Raw genomic sequence first — 25,491 nt, forward strand, 5'->3', positions numbered from 1 at the left:
AAGCTCGCCGACCTGGTCGTGCTCGACTCCGACAGCTACGACCTGGTCGCCGTGATGCGCCGCGGCCGCTGGGCCGTCGGCGGCGACCGCTTCCCTACCGTCAGGTCGGCCTGAGCCGAGGGGCCCGGGCCGGACGCGGGGCTACCGCCAGTCGAGGAGCAGCCAGCCTCGGTGCGGCAGGGGCTCGGCGACCTCGACGAAGCCGGCGGTCGCGGCGGTCCCGACGGCCGAAGTCGTCGCGGCGGTCACGGTCGTCGCGACCTGCTCGGGCTCGGCCAGCGGCCGGAGCAGGACGCCCTCGGCGTGGACCGCCCCGCTGGGCAGGTGCACCCGGGGGTACGCCGGGTCGGCGCTGCCGTTGGCGACGGCGAGCCGCCAGCCGTGCTCGGTGCGGGTCAGCCGCGGGATCAGATGGGGCCCGCCGGTGACCAGCGGCAGGGTCGGGGCGTCGCCCTCCAGGTAGCGGACGGCAGCGTGCAGCAGGCGCTGCCCGTCGTCGTCGTGGGGCAGCAGCTCGACGGCGGTGGCGGCCGTCACCGCGACCCGGCCGCCGAGCTCGTTGGTGAAGACGCACCGGCCGGCGCCCCAGAACCGGTGGTCGGGGGTGAGGATCTCGGTCCAGGTCTCGGCCCCCGCCGCCGGCCGGAGCCGGGCCAGGGCCGGCTGGACGTTGACACTCAGGTAGGCACCCGCGCCCTCCCCGGTCAGCACCCGTTCCAGCGCGTACGGGCCGGGGCCGCCCGCGGCTCCGCGCTCGACCACCTCCTCGACGGTCACCCCGAGCAGTTCGCCGAATCCGCGTGCCCGCAGGATGTGGGCGGCGGTGCCGTCGAGCAGCAGGCCGTCAGCGAGCATCCGCCGGAGCTCGGCGTCCCCGTAGGCCCAGGCGAGCTGCCCGAACAGCACCCGGACCGGGCCGTCCTCGGCGGTGACCGGGACGCCGTAGCGGAGCAGGTGGTCCGCGGCCGGGCCGGGGTCGACCGCCAGTTCGGCGAGGTCGCCGCCCCGGCGGGTGCGGACGTGCGCGGCGGCGTCCTGGCGGACCGGCAGGGTCACACCATGGGTGTGCGCCACTGGCCCGGCAAGCAGGTCCAGCGCGGGCCGGGACCGGCGCAGCAGCTCGGCGACCTGGGGGAAGCGCCCGGCGGCGCCGGACTGCATCGGGTGGAGGTTGAGGAACAGCGCGTCGGAGCCCGCGAGTTGGGCGGCCACCAGCTCCGACCAGGTCTGGGTGTCGGACTTGGACCACGCGGTGTGCGGCCAGTTCTCGACCTCCGGCGCGCTGCGCACGTAGCGCGGCCGCAGGGCCCGCTGGACCTCCAGCATCCAGACCGAGAAGCTGAGTTCGCGGCCCGGCGCGTCCGAGTAGCGGGCGAAGTGCGGCCGGTGCCAGGCCTGCCCGTCGATGGCGAGCGCGTCGAACAGGGCCGGCCAGTCGCGGCCCTCGACCGAGTGGACACCGGGCTCGGAGCTCATCAGACCGAGCCGCGTGCGCCCGTCGGAGGCCTTGGCGACCGCCGCCGCCACCTCGGTGGCGACCTCCAACTGAACGGTGCGCCAGACCTGTTGGAGCAGGGCACGCCACGGGTGCGGCGGGCCGGGGGCGGTCACGGCGGCGACCACCCGCTCCCGGTCGACCGGCTCCCCCACCAGCTCGGCGAGGCGCTCCATCATCAGCGGTTCGAAGCCGCCGCCCCAGGGCAGCGGAGCGTGGTTGTGGTAGCGGAAGTCGTCCTCCAACCACAGGACGCGGAAGTCGAGTTCGGCGAATCGGGCGTAGTGGGCGGTGATCCAGGACCGGAACCTCGGGCAGGCCGGGGAGGCCTGGGCGGTGGCCACGGTGCCGTCCGGGCCGACCATCGGGGCGAAGCCGAGCCGGTCAGCGCGGCCGCGGTCGGCGTGGCCGAGGGTGACCCAGGGGTTGAGGCTGACGTCGAGCCCGGCTGCGCGCAGGACCGCCGCGGCCGTCGCGGCGGTGTCGTACAGCCGGTCCTCGACCGCGCCCGCCGGGTGGCCGGGGTACAGCTCCTCGGCCGCGAGCAGCAGGACGACCTCCTCGACGCCCGACTCCCGGCAGAAGGAGGCGAGTTCGGCGGCGCGCTCGGCGGCGTCCGGGGTGGGGTGGAGCTGGAACCGCAGCTGGTACCGGGCGGGCACGCCGGGCCTCCTCATTTGACGCTCCCGGCGGTGAGGCCGGCGCGCCAGAAGCGTTGCAGGGACAGGAACAGGACGACCAGCGGGATCGCGGAGACCATGGCGGCGGTGACCACGATGTTGAGCGGCGGCGCGCCGGGGCCGAGCGCCCGCTGGGCCTGCCAGCCGACCACGCCGACGGTGACCGGCTGGAGGTGGTCGTCGGCCAGCATCAGCACGGGCAGCAGGTAGTTGGTCCAGATGGCGACGAACTGGAACAGGAAGACCGTGACCAGCGCCGGGGACATCACCCGCAGCCCGATGGTGGCGAAGATCCTGAACTCGCCCGCGCCGTCGATCCGGCCGGCCTCGATCAGCTCGTCCGGTACGGAGGCGGCGGCGTAGATCCTGGCCAGGTAGACACCGAACGGGCTGACCGTGCTGGGCAGCAGCACTGCCCAGTAGGAGTTGACCAGGTGCAGCTCGGAGAACATCAGGTAGAGCGGCACGGCCAGCAGCGGCTGCGGCACCAGCACCGCCGCGAGCACCCCGTTGAAGGTCAACTCCCGGCCCCGGAAGCGGTACTTGGCCAGTGCGTAGCCGGCCATCGCGGAGATCAGGGTGGAGCCGGCCGCGCCGCCCACGGCGTAGACGGCGCTGTTGCCGAGCCACTGCCAGTAGATCCCGCCCTGGCGGGTGAACACGTCCCGCAGGTTGTCGGCGAGGGCGAAGTCGCCGAACCAGAAGCCGTTCCCGGCGAACAGTCCGCTGCTGGTCTTGGTCGAGGCGACCAGCAGCCACCAGACCGGGGCGAGGAAGTAGACCGAGGCGATCAGCAGCACGCCGAGGGTGAGCCAGCGGGAGGCCTGGTACCGGGCCGTGCGGGCGGTGCGGGTGTTGGTGCGGGTGTGGGTGGGGGTGCTCACAGGGCCTCCCCGCGGCGCTGGACGAGCTTGAGGAAGCCGAAGGACAGCGCGAACGCCAGTACCGCGAGCACCACGGACTCGGTGGCGGCGAGGTTGAAGTCGTTGGCGTCCACGGCGTTGTAGGCGGCGTAGATGGGGGTGTAGCTGCTGCTCAGGTTGGGGGCGACGTTGTGCAGGATCGCGGGCTCGTTGTAGAGCTGGGCGGTGCCGATGATGGAGAACACCGTGGTCAGCACCAGGGCCGGGCGGATCATCGGGACCTTGATCCGCCAGGCGATGCCGAAGGCCGAGCAGCCGTCCATCCGGGCCGCCTCGCCCAGCTCGGCCGGGATGGCCTGGAGGGCGGAGTGGATGATCAGCATGTTGTAGCCGGTCCAGCCCCAGGTCAGCATGTTGCCGATGGTCGCGCCGAGCATGCCGTCCGAGGTCAGGTTCAGGTCCAGGCCCAGGTGGTGGGCGGCGGCGGTGATCGGGCTCAGGCCCGGCGCGACCAGGTAGGACCACATGATCGCGCCGACCACCCCGGGCAGGGCGTACGGCAGGAAGAAGGCCAGCCGGAAGAACCGCTTGAACATCGTCGACCCGGCGTCCAGCAGCAGGGCCAGCACCAGGGCCAGCAGCAGCATCACGGGCACCTGGACCACGCCGATCAGCAGCACCCGCAGCAGCGAGCCGCGGAAGGCCGGATCGCCCAGCGCCGTCGCGTAGTTGCCGAGGCCGGCGAAGGCCTGGGTGGGGGCGGAGAGGCCGAGGCCGGAGCGGTGCATCCGGAACAGGCTCTGGTAGAGGGTGTAGCCGATCGGCGCCAGGTACAGCGCCGTGAACAGCAGCAGGAACGGGCCGAGGAACAGCGCGACGGTCCGGGCCCGGTGGCGGGCGGGGCGGGCCGGGCGGGCGGCGCGGTCCTGCGGTGCTGTCCGCCCGGCGAGGGCGGTGGTCATGGGGTCGTCCCTCCTTGGTCGGGCCGGGTGCCTGGTCAGCCGGCGACGGCGAGGCCCTGCTGCTTGAGGCCCGCCACCGTCCTGCTCTGCGCGTCGGCGAGCACGTTCGGCAGGGTGGTGCCCCCGGTGCCGGCCTTGCCGAGCCCGTCGCCGAGGTCGGTGGAGGTCTGGGTCATGGTCGGGCCCCACTGCCAGTCGGTGGTGATGTGGGCGGTCTCGGCCTTGAAGACGTCGTAGATGACCTGCCCGCCGTAGAAGGCGTCGGGCTGGGAGAGCGCGGGGTGGGCGAGTGCCGAGGTCGCGGCCGGGTAGATGCCGGTGACCTTGATCAGGTTGCCGACGCTGTCGGTGTCGGTGCTCATCCAGGTGGCGAACTCGGCGGCCTCCTTGGCGTGGGCGCAGCCCTTGAGGACGGCGGTGGCCGAGCCGCCGTCGTTGCCGTACGCCGGGTTGGCGGCGTCCCACACCGGCATCGGGGCGACGGCCCACTGCCCGGCGCCGTCCTTGACGCTGCCGGCGATGATCGGCGCGTCCCAGACCGCGTTGACGTCGGAGAGGATCTTGCCGTTGGCCATGTCGCTGAACTGCGAGGCGTCGTTGCTGGGGTCGGTCTTGAGGAGCTTCTTGTCGAGCAGGTCCTGCCAGTAGGAGGCGACCTTGCGGTTGGCGTCGCTGTTCAGGGTGACCTGCCACTGGTCGTTGCCGGTGCCGAACCACTTGGCGCCGGCCTGCCAGGCGAGGCCGGCGTAGGTGTAGGGGTCGTTGCCGAAGTTGCCGAGGTAGACGGTGGGGTCGGCGGCGTGGACCTTGGCGGCGTCGGCCGCGTACTCCTCCCAGGTGGTCGGGGGCTTGTCGATGCCGTACTTGGCGAACAGGTCCTTGCGGTACATCAGGGCCATCGGTGCGGTGTCGACCGGGATGCCGTAGGTGTGGCCGTCGACGGTGACCTGCTTCCAGGTCCAGTCGGCGAACTTGCCCTTGGCGTCGGCGGTGTACTTGCCGATGTCGGTGAGGGCGCCGGCCGCGGCGAAGCTGGGCAGGGTCTCGTAGCCGACCTGGGCCAGGCAGGGGGCGTTGCCGGCCTTGGCGGCGGTGAGCATCTTGGTGTAGCCGCCCTTGGCGCCGGAGGCGGTCTTGCCGAAGCTGACCTGGATGTCCGGGTGGGTCTTGTTGAACTGGGCGACCGACTCCTCGTAACCCGGGGCCCAGCCCCAGAAGTCGAGCTTGACCGGGCCCGAGGCGGCGTCCGCACCGCCGCTGCCGCTGCCGCCGGAGGAACAGCCGGCCACCAGGACGGCGGCCGTCATGAGCGCGAGCGCGGAGGCGGTCGAAACGGGTCTTGTCTTCACGTCTGTCTCCTCGAACCGGGAGGGCGGGGCCCGAACCCTGGGGGCGAAACGGGAACCGGCCAATTCGTTCGGTTATTGTTTGAACCAACCCTGATAAAGTCAAGAGCTGCGTCGGCGCCCGCGTCGGCCGTGACGGTGGCAGCGGAGGAGGAGCGGTTCGTGAAGGCAGCACTTCAAGGCTCGGGCGTACGGAGTCTGGCGATGGCCGGACCGGCCGTCGCCCGCGACCGCTCGTCGTCCCGCCGGGCCAACCTCGGCATGGTGCTGCGGCTGCTGCGCGACGAGGGCCCCCGCTCGCGCGCCCGCATCTCCGAGGACACCGGCCTGCCCAAGGCCACCGTCTCCAACCTCACCGCGGAACTGCTGGAGGGCCGGCTGATCCGCGAGGGCGAGGCCGAGCGGGACCGGGGCACCGTCGGCCGGCCCGGCCAGGCCGTGGAGATCGACGGCAGCGATGTGCACGGCGTCGGCGCCGAGATCAACGTCGACTACGTCAGCCTGCTCGCCCTCAACCTCAAGGGCGAGGTCACCGCCGAGCAGCGGATCCCCTTCGACGTCCGGGCCGCCGGGCCCGACGCCACCCTGGACACCACCGCCCAGCTGGTCGCCCGGGGCATCGAGGCGCTGCACCGCGACGGCGGCCGGGTCGCCGGGGTCACCCTGGCCACGCCCGGCGCCACCGACATGGCCACCGGCACCGTCGGCTTCGCCTCCAACATCGGCTGGCGGGACGTGCCCGCCATCGCCGGCCTGCGCGAGCGGCTGGGCCCCGGCGCCCCCGAGATGCACCTGGAGAACGACGCGAAGCTCGGTGCGCTGGCCGAGTACGTGACCGCCTCCGCCGACAACGTCCGCGACCTGGTCTACGTCACCGGCCAGACCGGCGTCGGAGTGGGCATCATCGCCGGCGGGCAGCTGGTGCGCGGCGCGGGCGGGTACGCGGGCGAGGTCGGCCACCTCCAGCTGGTGCCCTCCGAGCAGCTGTGCGCCTGCGGCAGACGCGGCTGCTGGGAGACCACCGTCGGCCGCGGTGCCCTGCTGCGCTACGCCGCCGACCCCGGTGACCTGGTCTGGGACCCGATGGTGGACCTGGAGCGCCGGCTGGCCGAACTGCGCGACCGGGCGGGCGCCGGGGACGCCCGCACCCTGGCCGCGGTGCAGCGGATCGCCGACAACCTCGCCCCCGGCCTGGCGCTGCTCGCCGACGTCCTCAACCCCCGGCTGATCGTCCTCGGCGGGCACTTCGCCTTCCTCGGCGAGTACCTGCTGGACAGCGTGACCGCCCAGGTGCGCGAGCGGGTGATGGCCCCGGACGCCGGGGGCTGCGAGATCGTGCTGTCCACCACCGGGCTGACCGGGACCGCCCGGGGCGGGGCGCTGCTCGCCCTGGACGCCGTCTACCAGGACCCGACCAGCGCCATGACGCCCGCGCGGCGCTGACCGTACGCCCCGATCTGCTGCACGGGGGTTGACATGACCCACAATAAGTTCGGATTCTGGCGGAACTAATCGCCAGTCGTGCCGCCTCCCCCACATCGCGGGCGGCACGCCTCCGGAAGGATCCCCCCGATGAGACGGACGACGTCCCGGCCGGCCCGGGCCTCGCTCGTGCCGGTCCTGGCCCTGGCGGCGGCGACCTGCCTCCCGCTCGCCGCCGCACCCCCCGCCTCCGCCGCTGCCGCCTCCCCCGGTGCCGCCACCGCCACCACCGGCACGGTCACCATCGGTGGCAAGTGCCTGGACGACGCCGGCGGCGGCACCGCCGACGGCAACCCCGTCCAGCTGCTCGGCTGCGACGGCTCGGCCCGCCAGCAGTGGACCCGCAACCCCGACGGCAGCGTCACCGCCTTCGGCAAGTGCCTGGACGTCACCGACGCCTCCAACGCCACCGGCGCACTGCTCCAGCTGTACAGCTGCACCTCCGGCCCCAACCAGCGGTTCGGCTGGCTCCCGGACGGCACCGTCTACGCCGCCAAGTCGGCCAAGTGCCTGGCCGTCCAGGGCAGTTCGGCCACGGACGGGGCCCGCGTCGGCCTCGCCCCGTGCACGCCGTCCGCCACCGAGGTCTGGGGCGGCAGCGCGGCACCGCCCGCCTCGTACACCCTCTCGGCCGGGAAGCCCGTCCCCTTCGGCAACGCCGACGACACCCCCGCCTTCGGCTACACCGACACCGACGGGCAGTTCTACTACCAGTCCGCCCACTCGCTGTACGGCGCCAAGGACGGCCGCAGCTGGCAGTTCTACAGCGGCTCGAACTTCGACACCGCCACCCTCGCGCCGATCAGCACGACGGTGAACCCCGCCGACCCCCGGGACAGCAACGGCGACACCACCTGGCGCTGCAACAACAGCCCGACCGGCCGCGGCGCCACCGCCGCCCCCGCCGGCTCCGGCTACGCCCAGCCCAACTACTGCGACCTGACCGGGGTCTGGGTCGACCCCGACACCGGCTGGTGGTACGGCCTGGTCCACAACGAGTTCACCCCGCAGCCGTTCGGCGACGGCCTGCACTACGACGCCATCGACGCCACCGTCTCCAAGGACCGGGGCCACACCTGGTCCATCACCGACCACGCGATCACCACCCCGTACAGCACCGTCCGCGGCGACACCACGACCTTCCCCAACTCCACCTACTCCTACGGCGACGGTGACCCGCGCCTGTTCACCGACTACCGCTCCGGCTACTTCTACGTGTTCTACATGTCCCGGGCCGTCGACAAGACCGGCGGCTGGGGCGGCTTCGAGGAGCACGTCGCCCGCGCGCCGATCTCCGGGAAGATGGCCGCCTCCTCCTGGACCAAGTGGCACGACGGCTCCTGGTCCACCCCGGGCGTCGGCGGCGCCGAGAGCGACCTCGTCCCCGCCCAGGGGGTCGGCATCGGCTACCTCGCCCCCGGCGACAGCTACTCCCCCGGCCGGACCGGCAGCATCCGCACCCAGATCGCCGCCGGCACCATGCCGGCCCCCTCACAGCTCTCGGTGCTGAACATCGCCTGGAGCGCCTACCTGGGCAAGTACGTCGGCACCCCCGAGAACGAGGCCGGCTCCGACCAGCCCCAGCACTACTACGTCACCGACGACCTGGCTACCCAGCAGTGGACCGACATCGGCTCCGTCGGCGGGCCGCAGAGCTCCTGGTACCGCTGGCTGGTGGACTCCGGCAGCCGGACCGGCACCACCGTGCTCGGCAAGTCCTTCCGCTCCTACTGCTGGTACAGCTGCTCCACCGGCAGCGGCGAGTACGCCGAGGTCACCATCGCCCCGACCGCCGCCGGCGCCCCGCCGGCCGCACCCGTCACCACCGGGGTGCCGTACCGGCTCGCCGCGGGCAACGGCCGCTCGCTGGCCCAGAACGGGAGCGCCCTCACCACCTCGGCCACCGCCGACACCGCCGCCCAGCACTGGACCTTCACCGCCACCGGCGACGGCTTCTACACCATCGCCAACGCCGGCTCCGGCAAGCTGCTCGGCGTCGACTCCGGCGGCAACGCCGGGCGCGCCTGGGGCGCCGCCCCCACGCTCTCGGCCCGCGGCGGCAACCCGACCGTCGGTCAGCAGTGGTCCGTCCAGACCGTGGTGACCAGCCCGACGGGCAGCGGCCCGTCCACCCCCACCGGCGGCTACCGCCTGGTCAACCGCTACAGCGACCTCGCGCTCAGCCTCACCACCGGGGCCCTGGCCGTCACCACCTCCCCCCAGCGCACCTGGGACAACCCCGGCAGCACCGCCGACACCCGCCCGGTCGCCGCCCAGACCCTCACCCTGACCCCGGCCACCGCCGCCCCGGTGCTCGACGGCACCCATGTGCTGTCCACCGCCGGCAAGGCGCTGGACGTCCCCGACTGGTCCACCACCCCGGGCACCCAGCTCGACACCTGGACCACCAACGGGGGCCTGAACCAGAGCTGGACCTTCGCCCGGCAGGCCGACGGCTCCTACACCCTCACCAACGTCCACTCCCGGCTGTGCGCGGACGACCGGGGCGGCGCCACCGCCCCCGGCACCCCGGTGATCCAGTGGACCTGCACCGGCGGCGACAACCAGCGCTGGACGGCCACCCGGCTCCCCTCCGGCGCCTACACCCTGACCAACCGCCGCAGCGGACTCCTGCTGACCACCGCCGGGCCCGCCGACGGCGACCTGCTGACCCAACAGCCGAACAACGGCACGCCGTCGCAACGGTGGACGCTGAACTGACCCACCGGCACACGGCCGCCCCCGGCGCTGACCAGCGCCGGGGGCGGTTGCGGCCGGACGTCACGATCCCATCAACATTCCGGGCGCTCACCGGACTTTTGCCGGTGTTCGTCCGCTTTCGCGACCGCCGCCTGGCCGCCGCGCTCCCTAGGCTCCCCGCAGCACTGTCGTTCAACAGTGGGCAAAGGAGCAGCAATGCACGACCCAAGGCCGGCCGGGCCGGCCGGGCCCACCGGGCCCACGGAGAGCCCGGCAAGGCGGGAGAGGCGGGACGGCCGGGAGAGGCGGGAGGGCTCTGCGGGCCGGTGGAAGCCGATCACGGCCGCCGCGCTGGCCGCCGCCCTCGCCTCCTCCGCCGCCACCGCCTGGTGGCTGTCGGCCGAGGACGACCTGCGCTACGTCAACGACTACGTCGCCCACGAGCCGCTGCGCGTGGTCGGCTACCCCTCCACGGGCACCCTGCACCTGACCCAGCAGATCGTCTGGCGCCTCGCCGACGGCTCCGAGGGCTCACTGGCGACGATGGCCAGCTCCGACGGCTCCACCGCCGAGGCGCGCAGCACGGCCGTGAACTGGGTCCGGGCGTTCCGCGACGGCGCCCAGGGCCCGGTCACCGCGGAGTTCCACGGCGAGGGCTCGGTCCGCCAGTCGGTGGTGCTCCACTTCGAACGCACCCGGCAGGTCAAACAGCTGCGCCTGCGCCTCGACGGCAACGGCGGCGCGGACGGCTGGCGCGTCCTGATGCGCGAGACCGACCCCCAGGAGGCCGCCGCCCCGCCGACCGGGCTGCCGGAGCACCCTTGACTGAACGCCGCCGGGGGCGGGTAGGGCTCGGGGATCGTCCACCAGGGAGGGAGCCCGGATGTCACTGCCGCTGACCGGTACCACGGTGATCGCGCTGGAGCAGGCGGTGGCCGCGCCCCTGGCCACCAGGCACCTGTGCGACCTGGGCGCCCGGGTGGTGAAGATCGAGCGCCCCGACGGCGGCGACTTCGCGCGCGGGTACGACCGCAGCGTCAACGGCCTGGCCAGCCACTTCGTCTGGCTGAACCGCGGCAAGGAGTCGGTGGTCCTCGACCTCAAGGCGTCCGAGGGCCGTACCGTGCTGGCCGACCTGGTGGCCGGCGCCGACGTCTTCCTGCAGAACCTGGCCCCCGGGGCGGCCGCCCGGCTCGGCTTCGGCTCCGCCGAACTGCGGGCCCGGCACCCCCGGTTGGTCACCGTCGACCTGTCCGGCTACGGCACCGGCGGCCCGTACCGGGACAAGCGCGCCTACGACATGCTGATCCAGTGCGAGTCCGGGCTCGCCTCGGTGACCGGCCCGACGGACCGGCCCGCCAAGACCGGCGTGCCCACCTCGGACATCGCCGCCGGGATGTACGCCCTGACGGCGACGCTCGCCGCCCTGCTCGGCCGGGCCGGCAGCGGACGCGGCACCGCGGTCGAGGTGTCGATGTTCGAGGCGACCGCCGAGTGGCTGGGCCACCAGCTCCACCACACCCAGGGCACCGGGCGGGCACCGGGCCGCGCCGGACTCTCCCACCCGGCCATCGCCCCCTACGACGCCTACCCGACGGCCGACGGCCGCGAGGTCATGATCGGCATCCAGAACGACCGCGAGTGGGCCCGGCTCGCCACCGGCTTCCTGGACCGCCCCGACCTCGCCGACCACCCCGACTGGGCCACCAACGTCGCCCGGGTGCGCCGCCGCCGGCTGGTCGACGCCCTGGTGGGCGGCCGGACGGCGACCATGACGGCCGAGGAGGCGGTCAAGCGCCTGGACGCCCTCGCGATCGCCTCGGCCCGGCTGAACGAGGTCGGCGACCTGCTGCACCACCCCCAGCTCGCCGCCCGCGACCGCTGGCGCCCGGTCGCCACCCCGGCCGGTGAGGTCCGCTCCCTGCTGCCCCCGTTCGACTTCGCGGAGGGCGAACTCCCGATGGGGCCCGTCCCCGCCCTGGGCGCCCACACCGACTCCGCCCTGCGCGCCCTCGGCTACCCCGCCGACCGGATCGCCGCCCTGCGCGCCGCCGGGGTGCTGGGGCGGTAGCGCCGAGCGCTCCACGGGTTTCGCCTTCTCCGGCCCGGCGGCCGCCGGGCGCCCGTATCGTGGATCCGACTTCGGGGGCACGGTGCACGGCACTTGACGATCCGTCAGCCACTTGGCGCGAGGCGGACGTCCGAACTCGACGGGGGCGCGCGTGGGATCGGCCGGCCGCAGCGGAGCGGGGAGCAGGGCGGGCGCGACCCGGGAGCGTGCCCACCGGGGACGCCCCCTCGGCCCGGCCGGGCGCGCGGAGCCCGCGCTGGTGGTGCTGCGCGGGTGGCTCGGATGGCTCTCCGGGCTCGCGGCGCTGGTGGTGCTGGTGCTCGGGATCCGGTTCGCCGGGGAGGGGCAGCCCGGCCGGGTGGACGGGCGGATCCAGGACACGGTGTACGGGGTGGAGCCGCCGTGGCGGTACGCGGCCCGGGGGCTGGACGCACTCGGGGAGCCGCTGGGCGCCGCGGTGCTGATCGGCGCGGTGGTGACGGGCTGCCTGCTGCTCCGGCGGCCGCGCGCAGCGGTGTTCGCCGTCCTCGGCGTCGGCCTGCCCGTGCTGGCGGCGACCCTGCTCAAGCACCTGGTGGGCCGCACCATCCACGGCGACAACCCGTCCTACCCGAGCGGGCACACCGCCTTCCTCACGGCGCTCGCCCTCGTCCTGGCCCTGACGGCGGCCGGTGGCCGGGCCCGCCCACTGCCGGTGCTGGCGGCGGTGGCGGCGGCCGGGGCAGCCATGGCCTGGGCACAGGTCGCCCTCGGCGCCCACTACGCGACCGACACCCTGGCCGGCGGGTGCACCGCCCTCGCGCTGGCACCGGCCACCGGGTGGCTGGTCGACCGGGCGGCCGACCGGCTCGCGGGCCGGCCGGCGCCCGATGGGGTGACGTAGCCTCAGACCCTCCGCCGGAACACCGGCTTCACCGGCCGTCCGCCCAGCCAGTGGGTGGGGTCCCCGGCGTCCAGGGCCTTGCGGTAGACCGCGCAGGCCGCAGCAACGGCCTCGACGGTGTGGGCGATGTCGGCGTCGGCGAGCGCGCTGCTCACCACGAAGGACGGGGCCAGCACGCCGCCCGCGAGGAGTTGGCGCAGGAAGAGGGTGCGGTACTCCTGGGAGGGCTGTCCGCGCTCGTCGAGCGTGGCGTAGACCAGGTTGCTGGCCCGGCCCCGGACGACGACGTGCTCGCCGGTGCCCATCCCGGCCGAAGCCTCGCGGACCCCGGCGGCCAGTTGCTCGCCGAGGGCGTGCAGCCGGGCGGTGATGCCCTCCTCGACGTAGGTGGTCTGCACGGCCATCGCGGCGGCCAGTGCGTGGGTCTCCGCACCGTGCGTGGTGGAGAGCAGGAACACCCGGTCGCCGTCGTGGCGCAGCCCGCCGTGCTCCATCAGGTCGCGGCGCCCGGCGAGGGCGGAGACGGCGAAGCCGTTGCCCAATGCCTTGCCGAAGGTGGAGAGGTCGGGGGCGACGCCGTAGAGGCCCTGGGCGCCCGCCGGGGACCAGCGCAGGCCGGTGATCATCTCGTCGAAGATCAGCAGGCAGCCGTGCCGGTCGGCCAGTTCGCGCAGGCCGGCCAGGTAGCCGGGTGGCGGCTCGGTGTGGCCGGCCGGTTCGAGGATCAGGCAGGCGATCTCGTTCCGGTACCGGGTGAGCAGTTCCTCGGTGGCGGAGAGGTCGCCGTACGGGAAGGCCACGGTGAGCTCGGTGATCGCGTCGGGGATACCGGCGGACATCGGCGTGGTGCCGATGAACCAGTCGTCGACGGAGAAGAACGGGTGGTCCCCGCAGACGGCCACCCGGGGGCGGCCGGTGACGGCGCGGGCGAGGCGCACGGCGGCGGTGGTGACGTCGGAGCCGTTCTTGGCGAACTTCACCATCTCGGCGGTGGGCACGGTGTCCAGGAAGCGTTCCGCGGCCTCGAGTTCGAGGATGGACGGGCGGGCGAAGTTGCTGCCGCGGTCGAGTTCCCGCCGCACCGCTTCCAGCACCCGCGGGTGGGCGTGGCCGAGGCTGACGGCGCGTAGGCCGGAGCCGTACTCGACGTAGCGGTTGCCGTCGACGTCCCACACGTGGGCGCCATGGCCGTGGCTGATCACCGGGGCGAGGTCCTCGGGATACTGGTCGTCGCCCTTGGCGTAGGTGTGGGCGCCGCCGGGGATCAGGGCGTGCAGCCGCTCGTTCACCGCCCGGGACTTGGGCAGCTGGAAGTCGTCGACGGCCATGGCGCTCACTTCTCCTCGGGTCGCAGGGCCTCGGCGAGGCTCGGCGCCTTCCGGTCCCGCTCGGACACCGACGTGGCGGGCAGCGGCCAGGGGATGGCCAGCTCCGGGTCGTCGAAGGCGATGGTGACGTCCTCGGCCGGGTCGTGCGGGCGGTCGATCCGGTACGAGACGTCGGCGTCGGTCAGCGCCTGGAAGCCGTGGGCGCAGCCCGCCGGGACGTACACGCTGACCTGGGTCTGGCCGGACAGCTCGAAGAAGGCCTTGTTGCGGTAGGTCGGCGAGTCGGGCCGCAGGTCCACCACGACGTCGAAGACCTCGCCGGAGGAGCAGCGCACGATCTTGGCCTCGCCGGCGCCGGAGCGCAGGTGCAGGCCGCGCAGCACGCCCCGTACCGAGCGGGACAGGCTGTGCTGGACGAAGGCGTCGGGGTCGATGCCCACGGAGCGGAGCACCTCGGCGTCGAAGGTGCGGCAGAAGAAGCCGCGTTCGTCGGCGTACGGGGTCGGTTCGAACAGGTAGGCGCCGGCGATCGCCGGGACTTCGGTCGCCTTCATGAGGTCTCCGTAAGGTGGTCGGCGGTAGCGTGGTCGGCGGTCGGGAAGACGGCCGCGGTCAGGGCGGTGAACTGGTGGTCGAGCCGGCGGGTGGCCGTCAGGTTCCGCTCGGCGAGGGTCTGCCGAAGCTCCGTCGCGTGCTTCTCCAGCTCCCGGAACTGCTCGATCAGCCGGTCGGCGTCGAGCTCGCGGGCCGGGTGGCAGTAGGCGGCCAGCCCCATCCGGGCCATCAGCGCGTCGCTCTTGGCCGCGTAGCTGAGGGCGAGCGTCGGGGTGCCGGTCCGCAGCGCGCAGACCAGGTTGTGGTACCGGGTGGCCACCACGGCGTCGGCGGCGGCCGTCTCCGTCATCAGCTCGGCCAGCGAGGCGGCCGGGGAGGCGGAGACCAGCGGGGAGTCGACGGCCTCGACGATCGCGGCGACCACCCGGGCGTCGACCGCGTCGCCGGTGAGCAGCCGGACCGGCCGGCCGTCCTCGACCAGCGCGCGCACGAGGCGGGTGGTGCCGTCGAGGTAGCGCCGGTGGATCGTCTCGGCCCGGGCGCGGTCGTCGTCGCCGCCGTGGAAGTCCATCACGCCGACGCAGACCCGCCCGTCCCGGGCTCCGGGGGCGGGCGGCGCCGGGAGGGCGAAGGCGATGTCCGGGTGGACCTCGTCCCGCGCGGTGTCCACGCCCATCGCCCGCATGGCCTCGCGGGACAGCTCGTCCCGGTACGAGCGGTGGGCGGCCAGCCGGGCGGACCAGCGCACCAGCGCCCGGGTGGCGGGGTTGCCGATCGGGGCGGCGCCGACGCCGACCAGCGCCACCGGGGTGCCCAGCAGCCGGCCGGAGGCGCAGAGCAGGAACAGCGCGTACGGGAAGCCCCAGGGCCGCAGCGGCAGGGTGGCCTCCAGGACGCCCATGCCCGGGACGATCACCACGTCGTGCCGGCGCACCCAGGCGGCGGTGCGGGCGGCGTCGACGAGCTTGCCCAGGCCCTTGCCGAGGACGGCGCCGGCCCGGGCGGCGGTGCGGTACTCGCCGCGGTACCAGTGCAGCCGGGTGGCGGGGATGCGGTAGCGGGCGGTGACCACCTCCGGCCCGCCGCAGAGCGCGTCCACCGCGGCGTCCGGGTGCTCGGCGCGGAGGTAGCCGAGCACGGCCTCCAGCGAGCCGTCGTTGCCGAGGTTGCCGGAGCCGAGCAGCCCGAACACCCCGACGCGCACCGGGGTTCGGGGCGTCATGCCCGCCTCCCCCCGCGCCCGGCCACCAGGTCGTCGACGGAGACGGCGGGCTCGGCCGACGGCACGGGGGCGCGGTCCTCGACCCGCTCGCCGGCGCCCGGCCGCAGCCGGCTGGTCATCCAGGCGGCCAGGTGGCCGTAGCAGGCCCGCCGGTCGGCGGTGGACAGCGGCGCCCGGCGGACGGCCGCGGCGAAGCCCCAGACGTACTCGGCGAGCAGCCGGGGCGTGGGGTGCAGCGGCCCGGCCCGGCGCGGGTCCAGGTTGACGCAACGGGAGCGCTTGGAGGGGTTGGCCCGCTCGGCCCGGGTGGGGTGGTCGCGGCGGAAGTAGAGCAGCTCCGGCACCTGGTGGAAGGGGCCGTGCAGGGTGAGCTCGGCGACGAAGGTGCGGTCCGCGTGGTGGTAGCTGTCGTGCGGCTTGACCCGGCGCAGCACGTCGGCCCGGATCACCCCGTAGAAGTCGTCGCCGCCGGGCTCGAACAGCAGGCTGCGGAAGCGCTCCGGGGCACGCGGCGAGTCGGTGGCGAGGCCGTACTCGTAGGGGACCTTCACCCGGCCGTGCTCGTCGATGACGGCCTGGCCGGAGTGGGCGAGGACGATCTCGGGCCGTTCGTCCAGCGCCTGGACGCAGCGCTGGAGGAGGTCCCGGGCGTACAGGTCGTCGTGCGAGGCCCACTTGAAGAGTTCGCCGCGGCACTGGGTGAACACGTGGTTGTGGTTGGGCGCGGCGCCGATGTTCCGGGGCAGCCGGAGGTAGCGGATCCGCCGGTCCCGCGCGGCGTACTCGCGGCAGATGGACTCGGTGGCGTCGGTCGAGGCGTTGTCGGAGATGACCAGTTCGAAGTCCTGGTAGGTCTGGCCGAGCAGGGCGTCGAGCGATTCGGCGAGGTACTCCTGGCCGTTGTGGACGGGCAGGCCGATGCTCAGTCGGGGAACGGCGGTCACGGCGTCCTCACTTCGGGGGTGGCGCTCGGGTCGGGGGTGGCGCTCGGGTCGGGGGTGGCGCTCGGGTCGGAACTGGGTGTGCGGTGGTGCTCGCGCAGGGCGGCGCGCAGCTGGAGCCACCAGACGGCGGCGCCGCAGGCGGTGGCGGTGGCGACGCCCCAGGCGGAGCCGACGGTGCCGGCCGCGGCGGCGCCGCCGAGCCCGCCGCCCAGGTAGCAGGCGGAGCCGAAGAGTTGGCAGCGCAGGCTGCGCCGGGCGGCGGCGAGGGCGCGCAGCCCGGCGGCCGCGCCGCTGCCGAGGCCGGCGCCCGCGACGCCGAGGGTGGCCGGCACGATGAGCTGGGAGGCGGAGTGCCAGACGTCGCCGAGGACGAACTGCCCGGCCCGGTCTGGCATCAGCAGCAGGGCCGAGCCCCACAGCAGGGCGGCGCCGGCCTGTCCGCCGCCGAGCAGCAGGCAGAACCGGCCGAGCCGCTGCGGTGTCTGCCGCAGGACCCGGGCCGCCTCCGCCACGGTGACCAGGGAGAGCCCCATCAGCAGGGCGAGGAAGGGGCCCTGGAGGAGTTCGGCGCCCCGGACGGCGCCGACCGCGCCGACCCCGACGATCGCGCCGAGCCCGTACGCGCGCAGTTGGCCGGCGCCGCTGAGGCTGACGTTCTCGACCAGGTAGCGGCTGCCGAGGTCGCGCTGCTCGCGCAGCCAGCCGCGGGCCTGGGTGACCCGGGGACGGACGCCGGACTGGAGGAAGCCGTACCCGGCGGCGGCCGCCGCGGCGGCGCCCCAGGCGAGCAGGAAGGCGGCCACGGTGCCCACCCTGGCCGCCAGCACCATGGCCGGGATCAGCGCGAGGCCCTGCACCAGGTCGTTGGCGAAGGCCTTCCGCCCGGTGCCGGCGGCGAAGAAGGCGAACCGCCGGGAGTCCTGGAGCAGCAGCGCGGGCAGGGCGAGGCCGAGGCTCGCGAACGCGGGCCCTACGTCGCCGCCGAGGCCGAGCCCGACCAGCAGGCAGACGGCGCCGAGGGTGGCGCCGACGGCGAGTGCGGTGCCGGAGGACCGGGCCGCCGCGGCGCGCCAGGCCCCCTCCGGCACGCCGCTGAACCGCACCATCAGCGGGTCGGTGGCCAGCCCGCGGGAGACGTTGAGCACCACGCCGTAGGTCAGCCAGGCCAGGCTGAACACGCCGAACGCGTGCACCCCCAGCTCCCGGGCGACGTAGCTGCCCACCGCGAAGTTGATCATGCTGGTGACCGCCTGGTCGGCCAGCCCCCAGGACACCCGGCCGAGCACGCCCCGCCCGGCGGGCCGGGCCTGCGCCCGCTCCCCGGCCGGGCCTGCCGGGGCCGCGGCCTTCACCCCCTCGGTGGCCATCGGCGTCACGCCTTGATCAGCCCGGCGCCCCGCAGGGCGTCGGCCGCGACGGCGACGGTGTCGAACGGCAGCCCGGAGCGCTCGGCCACGTCCAGCAGGCTCTGCTCGCCGTCGGAGAGGCTGAGCACCCACAGCATGGCCAGCTGGGCCTGCTTGGCGTCGCTGCGCCCGCCGAGCGAGTCGTACAGCCCGCGCCGGCCCAACTGCGGTTCACCGTACGGGCTGAGGTTGAGGTAGCGCCGGTTGCGGTCGAGCACGGCGAAGGCCTCGCGGCAGACCGCCAGGGTGTCCGCCATCGCCTCCGGTTTCACGAAGTCCAGGTCGTCCGCCGAGGTGTGGTACTCGGGGTACCCGGCGTACGGGGTCCGGCTGAGCGAGCCCACGCCGAGGTCGAACCCGGGCGAGCAGTACTGCCGCTCGTCGTAGCCGTACGGGGTGAACTCGGTGACCCGGTGCGGGCGTTCGGAGGCGCGCAGGACGTGCCGCAGCACCCGGTCGATCTCCGCGTCGCCGCGCCGGCTCTGCTTGTACGTCAGTTGCCCCCGGTCCCCGGCGCAGGCCAGCACCAGGCCGTGCTTGACCCGGTCCACCCGCTCCGCGTTGCGGGCCAGCCAGGTGATCGCCCCGATGGTGCCGGGGGCGAAGACGAACCGGTAGGTGTAGTACGGCGAGCGCTCGGCCAGTTCGCGGGCCAGGAAGGTCGCCACCGCGATGCCGGCCAGGTTGTCGTTGGCCAGCGACGGGTGGCAGACGTGGCAGGAGACGAGCACCTCGTCGGCGACCTGCCCGGGGACGACGTGCTCGGCGTAGGTGAGGTGGCCGTCCGCGAGGGTGGAGTCGATCCGCACCTCGTAGTCGCCCTCGGGCAGCGCGTCCAGGGTCTGCTGGGCCAGGCAGAAGCCCCAGTCCGGGGTGTAGTAGCTGGTCCGGTAGGGCACCCAGGTGGGGTGCTCCGGCAGGGTGTGCAGGTGCGGGCGCAGCTCGCTCAGCGGCATGGTGGCCGCGACCGGCACGCTGTAGCCGAGCACGTGCAGGCTGGACGCGGCGAGGTCGACGACCCGGTGGCCCGCGGCGTCGGCGACGTAGGCGTCCCGGATGTTCCACTCCTGGGGCACCGTCCAGTCGAGCACCTGCGTCCCGGTCGGCACCTCGTGCACCGTCAGCGGGAGGTACTCGCCGACGACGGCCAGGGTGGCGCGCACCCCGTCGCCGGTGATGCTCCGGCAGAGCGGGTACAGCCGCTCCACCAGGGCGTGCATCTGCTCGCCGACCCCGGTCACCGGCGCCACCGCAGGGTGTCGTCGACGGCGCCCGCGCCGGAGGCCTCGCGGAGCACCGCCAGCCGGGTGAAGCGCCGCTCGAAGTCCTCCCTGGTCAGCCCGAACTTCCGGTAGGCCTCGGCGAGTTCGACGGCGCCCTGCTTGACCGTCCACTCGCAGTCGAAGCCGGGCAGCGCGGCCCGGAACCGGGAGAAGTCCACCCGGTAGGAGCGCGGGTCGGCGCCGTGCTCCCCGGTGATCACCACCTGGGCGCCGGCCACCGCCTCGGCGACCTGTTCGGCGATCTCGGCGACCGTGACGTTGTTGGCCTCGCTGCCGATGTTGAAGGCCCGGTCGTGCACGGCCTCGCGCGGCGCCTCCAGCGCGGCCGCGAAGGCCCGGGCGATGTCGGCGGCGTGCACCAGCGGACGCCAGGGGGTGCCGTCGGAGAGCACCAGCACCTCGCCGGAGAGCAGCGCGTGGCCGACCAGGTTGTTCAGCACGATGTCGGCGCGCAGCCGGGGCGAGTAGCCGAAGGCGGTGGCGTTGCGCAGGTACACCGGGCTGAAGTCGCCGTCGGCCAGGGCGTGCAGGTCGTCCTCCACCCGTACCTTGGACTCCGCGTACGGGGTCACCGGGCGCAGCGGGGCGTCCTCGGTCACCAGCTCGTCGCCGCCGGCGGCGCCGTAGACGGAACAGGTGGAGGCGTACAGGAAGCGCCGCACCCCGGCCTCGCGGGCCAGCCGCGCCAGCCGTACGGAGGCGTGGTGGTTGATGTCGTAGGTGAGGTCCGGGGCGAGCGAGCCGAGCGGGTCGTTGGAGAGCGCGGCCAGGTGGATCACGGCGTCCACCCCGGCCACGTGCTCGGCGGTCACGTCGCGCAGGTCCACCCGCCGCCCCGGCGGGTCCGCGGGCTTCGGGCCGAGGACGCACTCCGCGAACAGGCCGGCGTCCAGGCCGACGACGTCGTGTCCGGCGGCGGCGAGGACGGGGGCCATCACGGTGCCCAGGTAGCCCTGGTGTCCGGTCAGCAGTACGCGCAAGGTTCATCCCTCCGGGTCGAGCGTGCCGAGGTGGGGCGTGCCGAGGTGGGGCGCGCCCAGGTCGAGTGCGCCGAGGTCGAGCGTGGCTTTGGTGACGTCGAAGGCCTCGGCGTAGCGGGCGTGGCATTCGATGCCGCGGATCCGGGCCAGCCCGAGGAAGGCCTCCCGGTCGTACCAGGGGCGGTGCCGCTGCGAGGGGTAGTGCTCCTGCAGCAGCCGCACCTTCTCCTCCGCGGTCTCCGGGCTCAGCGGCTGGTAGGCCGTCGGGCGGCCGAGGTCGGCGTCCCACTTGACGATCTCGTAGCCGAGCACCAGGTGGTCGCGGAACGCGGTGGGGACCAGCCGGGCCAGGCCGCGGTGGTCCTGGTGGGCATCCACGGTGCGCGGGGCGAGGACCAGCTGCGGGTCGGTGCGCCCGCGCAGCTCCTCGACGGCGGCCTTGGCCTCCTCCCAGTGCGCGGGCAGCCGGCCGTCCGGCAGCTTGAGCACCGTCAGCCGCAGGTCGGCGCCGGGGCAGAAGGCGGCCAGCGCGGCCTGCTCCTCCTGCTCCCGTGCGCCGCCGCCGCCGGAGAGCACCAGCGCGTCCACCCGCAGCCCGGGACGCGCCCGGCACAGCGTCAGCAGCGTGCCGCCGGCGCCGATGGCGATGTCGTCGCAGTGCGCGCCGACCGCGGCGATCCGCTCCAGCGGCCCGGGGCCGAGCCGGATCACGAGGTCCTCACCGCGGCCCCGTCCCGCTCCCACACGGCCCAGGGGCGGTCGCCGTGGGCGTAGGCGGCGTCCAGCGCGGCCCGCTCCTTCACGGTGTCGGTGGGCTTCCAGAAGCCGCGGTGCCGGTGGGCCACCAGGCGGCCGCGCTTGGCGAGTTCGGTGCAGCCGTCGGCGACCAGGTCGCCGTTCTCCGGGATGTGGTCGAAGATCTCCTGGCGGAGCACGAAGTACCCGCCGTTCTCCCACAGCGGCATGTCGCTGACCGCGGTGATCCCCCCGACCAGGCCGTCCGCGCCCAGGTCCACGCAGTGGAAGGAGGACTGCGGCGGCACCACCATCATCGACGCGCCGGCGTCCCGCTCGGCGAAGCGGTCGATCATCTCCGGCAGCGGCGCGTCGGTGAGCACGTCGGCGTAGTTGGCGAGGAACATCTCGTCGCCGTCCAGGTGGTGGCGCACCCGGCGCAGCCGCTCGCCGATCGGCGACTCGATGCCGGTCTGCGCGAAGGTGATCGTCCAGGAGGCGATGTCGGTCGACAGCAGCTCCGTCCGCCCGCCCCGCAGCACGAAGTCGTTGGAGGTCGTCTCCTGGTAGTTGAGGAAGAACTCCTTGATGTGGTGGGCGCCGTAGCCGAGGCAGAGGATGAACTCGGTGTGCCCGTAGTAGGCGTAGTAGCGCATCACGTGCCAGATCAGCGGCCGGGGTCCGACCATCGCCATCGGCTTGGGCACGTCGTCGGAGGCTCCGCTGCGCATCCGCAGCCCGTAACCGCCGCAGAACAGGACGACCTTCACCGCTCCCCCTCGACGATGCTCAGTTCCGGGACGGGAAAGACCAGCCGGCCGCCCCACTCGTGCACGAAGGACAACTGCTCGACCAGTTCGGCCCGCAGGTTCCACGGCAGGACCAGCACGTAGTCGGGCCGGTCGGCGGCGATCTGCTCGGGCGCCAGGATCGGGATGCGGGTGCCCGGGGTGAACCGGCCGTGCTTGTACGGGTTCCGGTCGACGGTGTACGGGAGCAGGTCGGGCCGGATGCCGCAGTGGTTGAGCAGGGTGTTGCCCTTGCCGGGGGCGCCGTAGCCGACCACGGTCTCGCCGCGCTCGACCGCACCGATCAGGAAGGTCAGCAGGTCCCGGCGGACCTTGGCGACCCGGGCGGAGAACTCGGTGTAGCCGGACAGCTCCTGGAGCCCGGCGGCCTTCTCCCGGGCCAGCACGTCGGCCACCCGCGGGCCCGGCTCGCCGGCGGCCGCGTCCGGCCGGGCCCACAGCCGGATCGAGCCGCCGTGGGTGGGCAGCAGCTCGACATCGACCAGGGTGAGCCCGCCGCTGGCCAGCGCCCGGATCGCGGAGGCGACCGTGTAGTACTGGAAGTGCTCGTGGTAGATGGTGTCGTACTGGTTCCCCTCGATCAGGGTCAGCAGGTGCTGCACCTCGATCGAGACCCAGCCGTCGTCGGCGACCAGGGCGCGCAGCCCCCGGGTGAAGCCGACCACGTCGGGGATGTGGGCGTACACGTTGTTGGCCACCACCAGGTCCGCCGGGCCGTGTTCGGCGCGGACGGCGGCGCCGGTCTCCGGGTCCAGGAACGCGGTCAGGGTGGGCACCCCGGCCTCGCGGGCGGCGGCGCCGACGTTCACCGACGGTTCGATGCCCAGGCAGCGGATCCCCTCGTCCACCACGTGCCGCAGCAGGTAGCCGTCGTTGCTGGCCACCTCGACCACGAAGGCGTCGGCGCCCAGCCCCAGCCGTTGGACGGCGCCGTCGACGAAGGTCCGGGCGTGCTCCACCCAGGAGGTCGAGTAGGAGGAGAAGTACGCGTACTGGGTGAAGGTCTCCTCGGGCGTGATCAGCGGCGGGATCTGCGCCAGCCAGCAGTCCGTGCAGACCCGCAGGTGCAGCGGGTAGGCCGGCTCCGGCCGGTCCAACTGGTCGGCGGCGAGGAAGCTCTCGCACGGCGGGGTCGCCCCCAGGTCGACGACGCTCCCCATCGCCGTCGAGCCGCACAGTCGGCATCGTGTCATTGACTGCTCCCATCCCTGCCCGCGCGGGTGCCCCGCGGCGGGCCAGCGTGTCCGTTCCCCACCGGCGGCGCGCCGACCGCGCCGCCGGACCGGGCCGCGATCGCGGCCCGGTACCCCTCCACCAGGCGGTCCAGCCCGACGGCCGGGCTGAACCCCTGCTCGTACCGGCGCCGGGCGGCCCGGCCCAGCTCCCGGTTGACCGCCGGATCGGCCGTGATCCGGCGCAGGCAGGCCGCGAGCGAGGCCGCCTCGCCCGGCCGGTGCAGCAGCCCGGTCACCCCGTCCTCGACGAGTTCGACGAAGGCGCCGTGACCGGCGGCGACGGCCGGCACCCCGGCCGCCATCGCCTCCACCACCACCAGCCCGAAGGCCTCCAGCCAGGTCGAGGGCGCCACCACGGCAACCGCCCGGGCGACGGCCTCCCGGCACTGCGCCTGGTCGTACAGGCCGACGCAGCGCACATCAGCCCGGCCCGCCGCCCAGGCCCGCACCTGCGCCTCCAGCGGCCCGGCGCCCGCGACCACCAGCGGCACCCCGACCCCGCCCTCGGCGGCGAGCCGGTCCCAGGCGGCCATCAGCAGCCGCACCCCCTTGGCCTCCGCGAGCCGGCCCAGGTAGAGCAGGTGCTCCCCCGCGCCGGTGCGGACGGTGCCCGGCTCCGGTACGAAGTTGTGCTTCACCGCCAGCCGTTCGGCCGGCAGCCCGGCCCGCACCAGGACCTCGCGCTGCGCCGCGGAGATGCAGAAGAACCGCTCCACCCCCGTCCACCAGCGCCGCCGGTTGACCACCAGGCCGACCGCCAGCGGCACCGTCGCCAGCCGGGAGCCCCGGTAGCAGCCGTGCCGCACGGCGGGCAGCGGCGAGCCGCCGACGCACTCGGTGCACGGCCGGCCGTCCCGCTGGAGGGTGCCCGGCGGGCAGACCTGGGTGTAGTTGTGCAGCGTCGCGACGGCGGGCACGGCCGCGTCCGCGCAGGCCGCCAGCACCGCGGGCGACAGCAGCGGGAAGACGTTGTGGACGTGCACCACGTCCGGCCGCTCGGCCCGCAGCCGGGCGGCCAACTCCGCACGCACCGCCGGGTTCCACGGCACCAGCAGCGGCACCGCGACCTTGCCCGGCAGCGAGCGGCGGGCGATGTCGTCACTGCGCCGCTCGAACAACTCCACCCGGTGGCCGGCCTCCCGCAGCAGGCCCACCTCCTGGTCGACGACCTTGTTCTCCCCGCTCGGCTGCGCCGAGGCGTAGCGGTTGTGCACCACGAGGACGCGCATGTCAGGTGAGCTCCGTTCGCCGGGCCCGGGGCGCGGTGCGCCGCCGGGGAGCAGCAGGGGTCGGCCGGAGAGCGGGCTCGGCGGGCGCCGCCAGCAGCGAGGCGGCCACGGTCAGGTGCAGCAGGTACGGCGAGGCGTCGCCCAGCCCGGCCTCGGTGTACGAGGCGATCGCGCAGTAGCCGATCAGGAAGATCGCGCCGGCCCGGGCGAGCGAGGGCGGCCGCAGCAGCGCGACGCCGCCCAGCACGACCAGGACCGCGGCCACCACGGCGACCCCGGCCAGGCCCTGTTCGTTGTAGACGGCCAGCCAGCTGTTGTCGATCGGCAGTCCGCCGAAGGACTTGTCGCCCAGCCCCGTGCCGAAGACCTGCTCGACGGTGGTCCGGGGCGCCGCCAGCAGGGCGTCCCAGACCTTGGCCCGGCCGGTGAGGTTGGAGAAGTTCTCCTGGCTCTGGCCGCGCAGGAACCAGGCCTGGAGCAGCGAGTTCAGGCCCACCCCGACCACTGTGGCGAGCAGCACCGCCCAGCCGAACAGCCGGCGGGCGGCGGCGCTGGTCAGCAGCAGCGAGCCGATCGCCAGCAGCAGCCCGGCGATCAGTCCGATGGTGGCGGTGCGGGTGTGGGTCAGCGCGAGCAGGACGAGCGAGGGCACGATGATCGTCGCCGCGCTCGCCCGGGTGGTGCGGCGGTCCAGCAGGAGCAGCACGGTGAGCCCGATGATCACCGCCGCGTACTGCCCGATCTGCGGCGGGGTGAGCGGCCACAGCGCGCCGACCAGCCGCCCGCCGTAGACGTCGGGGAAGGCCGCGCCCGGTGAGGCGACCAGGCCGGCGGCCACCGAGACCAGCACCACGAAGTACATCCGGATGTGGAACCGGACGAAGCTCTGGCTGCCGTCCCACCAGCGGCTGAGCAGCCACAGGGTGGCGACGAAGAGGGTCAGCCGGAAGCAGCGGAACAGCGCGCCGTACCCGGCGTGCAGATTGGCGCTGGAGATCACGCTCAGCACCAGCAGCAGGGTGAGCAGGAACAGGAAGGCGCTGGGCCGGATCCGCAGCCGCAGGTTGAGCAGCAGCGCCAGCGCGAACGCGGAGACCAGGGCGCCCATGGTGGCCATCTGGATCAGCGAGCGGGGCAGCGGGATGATCGTCTGCGCCCCGGCGGAGCCGAGGGTGTTGAGGATCAGCAGGCCCCAGATCAGCTCGACGGTCCTCGGCGGGCCGGCCGGGCGGCCGTCCCGGGTGAGGCCCTGGGCGCGGGCGCGGGTCACGGTTGCGGCCATC

20 protein-coding genes and 1 pseudogene are annotated in these 25,491 nt (G+C 74.2%); 5 read left to right on the forward strand and 16 right to left on the reverse strand.

Translation table 11 applies throughout. The features are described from left to right. Positions 1 to 141 precede the first annotated feature (141 nt). The 4 genes from ACIQWA_RS32660 to ACIQWA_RS32675 are packed head-to-tail and all read right to left on the reverse strand — an operon-like array spanning position 142 to position 5,349. On the reverse strand, positions 142 to 2,157 hold the full coding sequence (locus ACIQWA_RS32660) for a hypothetical protein (protein WP_402488588.1): 2,016 nt from the start codon (positions 2,155 to 2,157) through the stop codon (positions 142 to 144). Between the two features lie 11 nt (positions 2,158 to 2,168). Further along, positions 2,169 to 3,059: a carbohydrate ABC transporter permease gene (locus ACIQWA_RS32665; protein ID WP_402488591.1), complete on the reverse strand. Its 891-nt coding sequence runs from the start codon at positions 3,057 to 3,059 to the stop codon at positions 2,169 to 2,171. Continuing rightward, positions 3,056 to 4,000 carry a carbohydrate ABC transporter permease gene (locus tag ACIQWA_RS32670; protein ID WP_402488593.1) on the reverse strand — a complete coding sequence of 315 codons (945 nt, stop codon included), beginning with the start codon at positions 3,998 to 4,000 and terminating at the stop codon, positions 3,056 to 3,058. Before ACIQWA_RS32670 ends, ACIQWA_RS32665 begins: the two co-directional genes overlap by 4 nt. 35 nt (positions 4,001 to 4,035) lie before the next feature. Next, entirely contained in the window at positions 4,036 to 5,349 is a 1,314-nt protein-coding gene (locus ACIQWA_RS32675; RefSeq protein WP_402488596.1) for an ABC transporter substrate-binding protein, read from the reverse strand. 159 nt (positions 5,350 to 5,508) lie between these two features. On the opposite strand from ACIQWA_RS32675, the gene ACIQWA_RS32680 reads away from it, so the two are divergent. The 5 genes from ACIQWA_RS32680 to ACIQWA_RS32700 all read left to right on the forward strand — a co-directional run bounded on the left by ACIQWA_RS32680 (position 5,509) and on the right by ACIQWA_RS32700 (position 12,482). Further along, the gene (locus tag ACIQWA_RS32680; RefSeq protein WP_402488599.1) at positions 5,509 to 6,789 is read left to right on the forward strand and encodes an ROK family protein; all 1,281 of its coding nucleotides are present in this window, start codon (positions 5,509 to 5,511) and stop codon (positions 6,787 to 6,789) included. 129 nt (positions 6,790 to 6,918) lie between these two features. Beyond that, positions 6,919 to 9,549: an RICIN domain-containing protein gene (locus ACIQWA_RS32685; protein ID WP_402488601.1), complete on the forward strand. Its 2,631-nt coding sequence runs from the start codon at positions 6,919 to 6,921 to the stop codon at positions 9,547 to 9,549. Between the two features lie 195 nt (positions 9,550 to 9,744). Then, the gene (locus ACIQWA_RS32690; RefSeq protein ID WP_402488604.1) at positions 9,745 to 10,353 is read left to right on the forward strand and encodes a hypothetical protein; all 609 of its coding nucleotides are present in this window, start codon (positions 9,745 to 9,747) and stop codon (positions 10,351 to 10,353) included. A 58-nt stretch (positions 10,354 to 10,411) separates the two neighbouring features. After that, on the forward strand, positions 10,412 to 11,599 hold the full coding sequence (locus tag ACIQWA_RS32695; protein WP_402488607.1) for a CaiB/BaiF CoA transferase family protein: 1,188 nt from the start codon (positions 10,412 to 10,414) through the stop codon (positions 11,597 to 11,599). A 259-nt stretch (positions 11,600 to 11,858) separates the two neighbouring features. After that, complete coding sequence (locus ACIQWA_RS32700) at positions 11,859 to 12,482, forward strand: phosphatase PAP2 family protein (protein WP_402488610.1); 624 nt, start codon at positions 11,859 to 11,861, stop codon at positions 12,480 to 12,482. A 2-nt stretch (positions 12,483 to 12,484) separates the two neighbouring features. Here the strand turns inward: ACIQWA_RS32700 and ACIQWA_RS32705 are convergent, their stop codons facing one another. From ACIQWA_RS32705 to ACIQWA_RS32760, 12 genes and pseudogenes are all read right to left on the reverse strand, one after another. After that, a complete protein-coding gene (locus ACIQWA_RS32705; protein ID WP_402488613.1) occupies positions 12,485 to 13,810 on the reverse strand; it encodes a glutamate-1-semialdehyde 2,1-aminomutase in 1,326 nt (441 codons plus the stop codon). 5 nt (positions 13,811 to 13,815) lie between these two features. Beyond that, positions 13,816 to 14,364, reverse strand: coding sequence for a dTDP-4-dehydrorhamnose 3,5-epimerase family protein (locus ACIQWA_RS32710; protein WP_402488616.1), 549 nt, complete (start codon positions 14,362 to 14,364; stop codon positions 13,816 to 13,818). Further along, positions 14,361 to 15,587: a polysaccharide pyruvyl transferase family protein gene (locus ACIQWA_RS32715; RefSeq protein ID WP_402488619.1), complete on the reverse strand. Its 1,227-nt coding sequence runs from the start codon at positions 15,585 to 15,587 to the stop codon at positions 14,361 to 14,363. The genes ACIQWA_RS32710 and ACIQWA_RS32715 overlap by 4 nt, the downstream gene beginning before the upstream one ends. Continuing rightward, complete coding sequence (locus tag ACIQWA_RS32720) at positions 15,584 to 16,531, reverse strand: glycosyltransferase family 2 protein (RefSeq protein ID WP_402488622.1); 948 nt, start codon at positions 16,529 to 16,531, stop codon at positions 15,584 to 15,586. The genes ACIQWA_RS32715 and ACIQWA_RS32720 overlap by 4 nt, the downstream gene beginning before the upstream one ends. After that, on the reverse strand, positions 16,528 to 17,898 hold the full coding sequence (locus tag ACIQWA_RS32725) for a hypothetical protein (RefSeq protein ID WP_402488625.1): 1,371 nt from the start codon (positions 17,896 to 17,898) through the stop codon (positions 16,528 to 16,530). The genes ACIQWA_RS32720 and ACIQWA_RS32725 overlap by 4 nt, the downstream gene beginning before the upstream one ends. Before the next feature lie 5 nt (positions 17,899 to 17,903). Continuing rightward, positions 17,904 to 19,187 (reverse strand): DUF4910 domain-containing protein, encoded by a 1,284-nt coding sequence (locus tag ACIQWA_RS32730; protein WP_402488628.1) that lies wholly within the window; start codon positions 19,185 to 19,187, stop codon positions 17,904 to 17,906. Then, entirely contained in the window at positions 19,175 to 20,200 is a 1,026-nt protein-coding gene (locus ACIQWA_RS32735) for an NAD-dependent epimerase/dehydratase family protein (protein WP_402488631.1), read from the reverse strand. The genes ACIQWA_RS32730 and ACIQWA_RS32735 overlap by 13 nt, the downstream gene beginning before the upstream one ends. 69 nt (positions 20,201 to 20,269) lie before the next feature. Then, positions 20,270 to 20,911: pseudogene (locus ACIQWA_RS32740) on the reverse strand (PIG-L deacetylase family protein); the annotation flags it as partial. Next, a complete protein-coding gene (locus ACIQWA_RS32745; RefSeq protein ID WP_360232448.1) occupies positions 20,908 to 21,705 on the reverse strand; it encodes a glucose-1-phosphate cytidylyltransferase in 798 nt (265 codons plus the stop codon). The pseudogene ACIQWA_RS32740 and the gene ACIQWA_RS32745, both read right to left, overlap by 4 nt. Further along, positions 21,702 to 22,937: a class I SAM-dependent methyltransferase gene (locus tag ACIQWA_RS32750; RefSeq protein WP_402488635.1), complete on the reverse strand. Its 1,236-nt coding sequence runs from the start codon at positions 22,935 to 22,937 to the stop codon at positions 21,702 to 21,704. The genes ACIQWA_RS32745 and ACIQWA_RS32750 overlap by 4 nt, the downstream gene beginning before the upstream one ends. Continuing rightward, positions 22,934 to 24,208 (reverse strand): glycosyltransferase, encoded by a 1,275-nt coding sequence (locus ACIQWA_RS32755; RefSeq protein WP_402488637.1) that lies wholly within the window; start codon positions 24,206 to 24,208, stop codon positions 22,934 to 22,936. Before ACIQWA_RS32755 ends, ACIQWA_RS32750 begins: the two co-directional genes overlap by 4 nt. Position 24,209: 1 nt before the next feature. Beyond that, positions 24,210 to 25,490 (reverse strand): O-antigen ligase domain-containing protein, encoded by a 1,281-nt coding sequence (locus ACIQWA_RS32760; RefSeq protein WP_402488640.1) that lies wholly within the window; start codon positions 25,488 to 25,490, stop codon positions 24,210 to 24,212. Between the last annotated feature and the right edge of the window lies 1 nt (position 25,491).

This window comes from Kitasatospora sp. NPDC098652, from assembly GCF_044760155.1.
GTDB lineage: Bacteria > Actinomycetota > Actinomycetes > Streptomycetales > Streptomycetaceae > Kitasatospora.

Excerpts from the sequence above, each read along its gene's own strand:
- ACIQWA_RS32750 (WP_402488635.1), bottom strand. The coding sequence starts at position 22,937 with ATGACACGATGCCGACTGTGCGGCTCGACGGCGATGGGGAGCGTCGTC.
- ACIQWA_RS32705 (WP_402488613.1), bottom strand. The coding sequence starts at position 13,810 with ATGGCCGTCGACGACTTCCAGCTGCCCAAGTCCCGGGCGGTGAACGAG.
- ACIQWA_RS32690 (WP_402488604.1), top strand. The coding sequence starts at position 9,745 with ATGCACGACCCAAGGCCGGCCGGGCCGGCCGGGCCCACCGGGCCCACG.
- ACIQWA_RS32715 (WP_402488619.1), bottom strand. The coding sequence starts at position 15,587 with ATGACGCCCCGAACCCCGGTGCGCGTCGGGGTGTTCGGGCTGCTCGGC.
- ACIQWA_RS32725 (WP_402488625.1), bottom strand. The coding sequence starts at position 17,898 with ATGGCCACCGAGGGGGTGAAGGCCGCGGCCCCGGCAGGCCCGGCCGGG.
- ACIQWA_RS32670 (WP_402488593.1), bottom strand. The coding sequence starts at position 4,000 with ATGACCACCGCCCTCGCCGGGCGGACAGCACCGCAGGACCGCGCCGCC.
- ACIQWA_RS32685 (WP_402488601.1), top strand. The coding sequence starts at position 6,919 with ATGAGACGGACGACGTCCCGGCCGGCCCGGGCCTCGCTCGTGCCGGTC.
- ACIQWA_RS32755 (WP_402488637.1), bottom strand. The coding sequence starts at position 24,208 with ATGCGCGTCCTCGTGGTGCACAACCGCTACGCCTCGGCGCAGCCGAGC.
- ACIQWA_RS32695 (WP_402488607.1), top strand. The coding sequence starts at position 10,412 with ATGTCACTGCCGCTGACCGGTACCACGGTGATCGCGCTGGAGCAGGCG.
- ACIQWA_RS32760 (WP_402488640.1), bottom strand. The coding sequence starts at position 25,490 with ATGGCCGCAACCGTGACCCGCGCCCGCGCCCAGGGCCTCACCCGGGAC.
- ACIQWA_RS32710 (WP_402488616.1), bottom strand. The coding sequence starts at position 14,364 with ATGAAGGCGACCGAAGTCCCGGCGATCGCCGGCGCCTACCTGTTCGAA.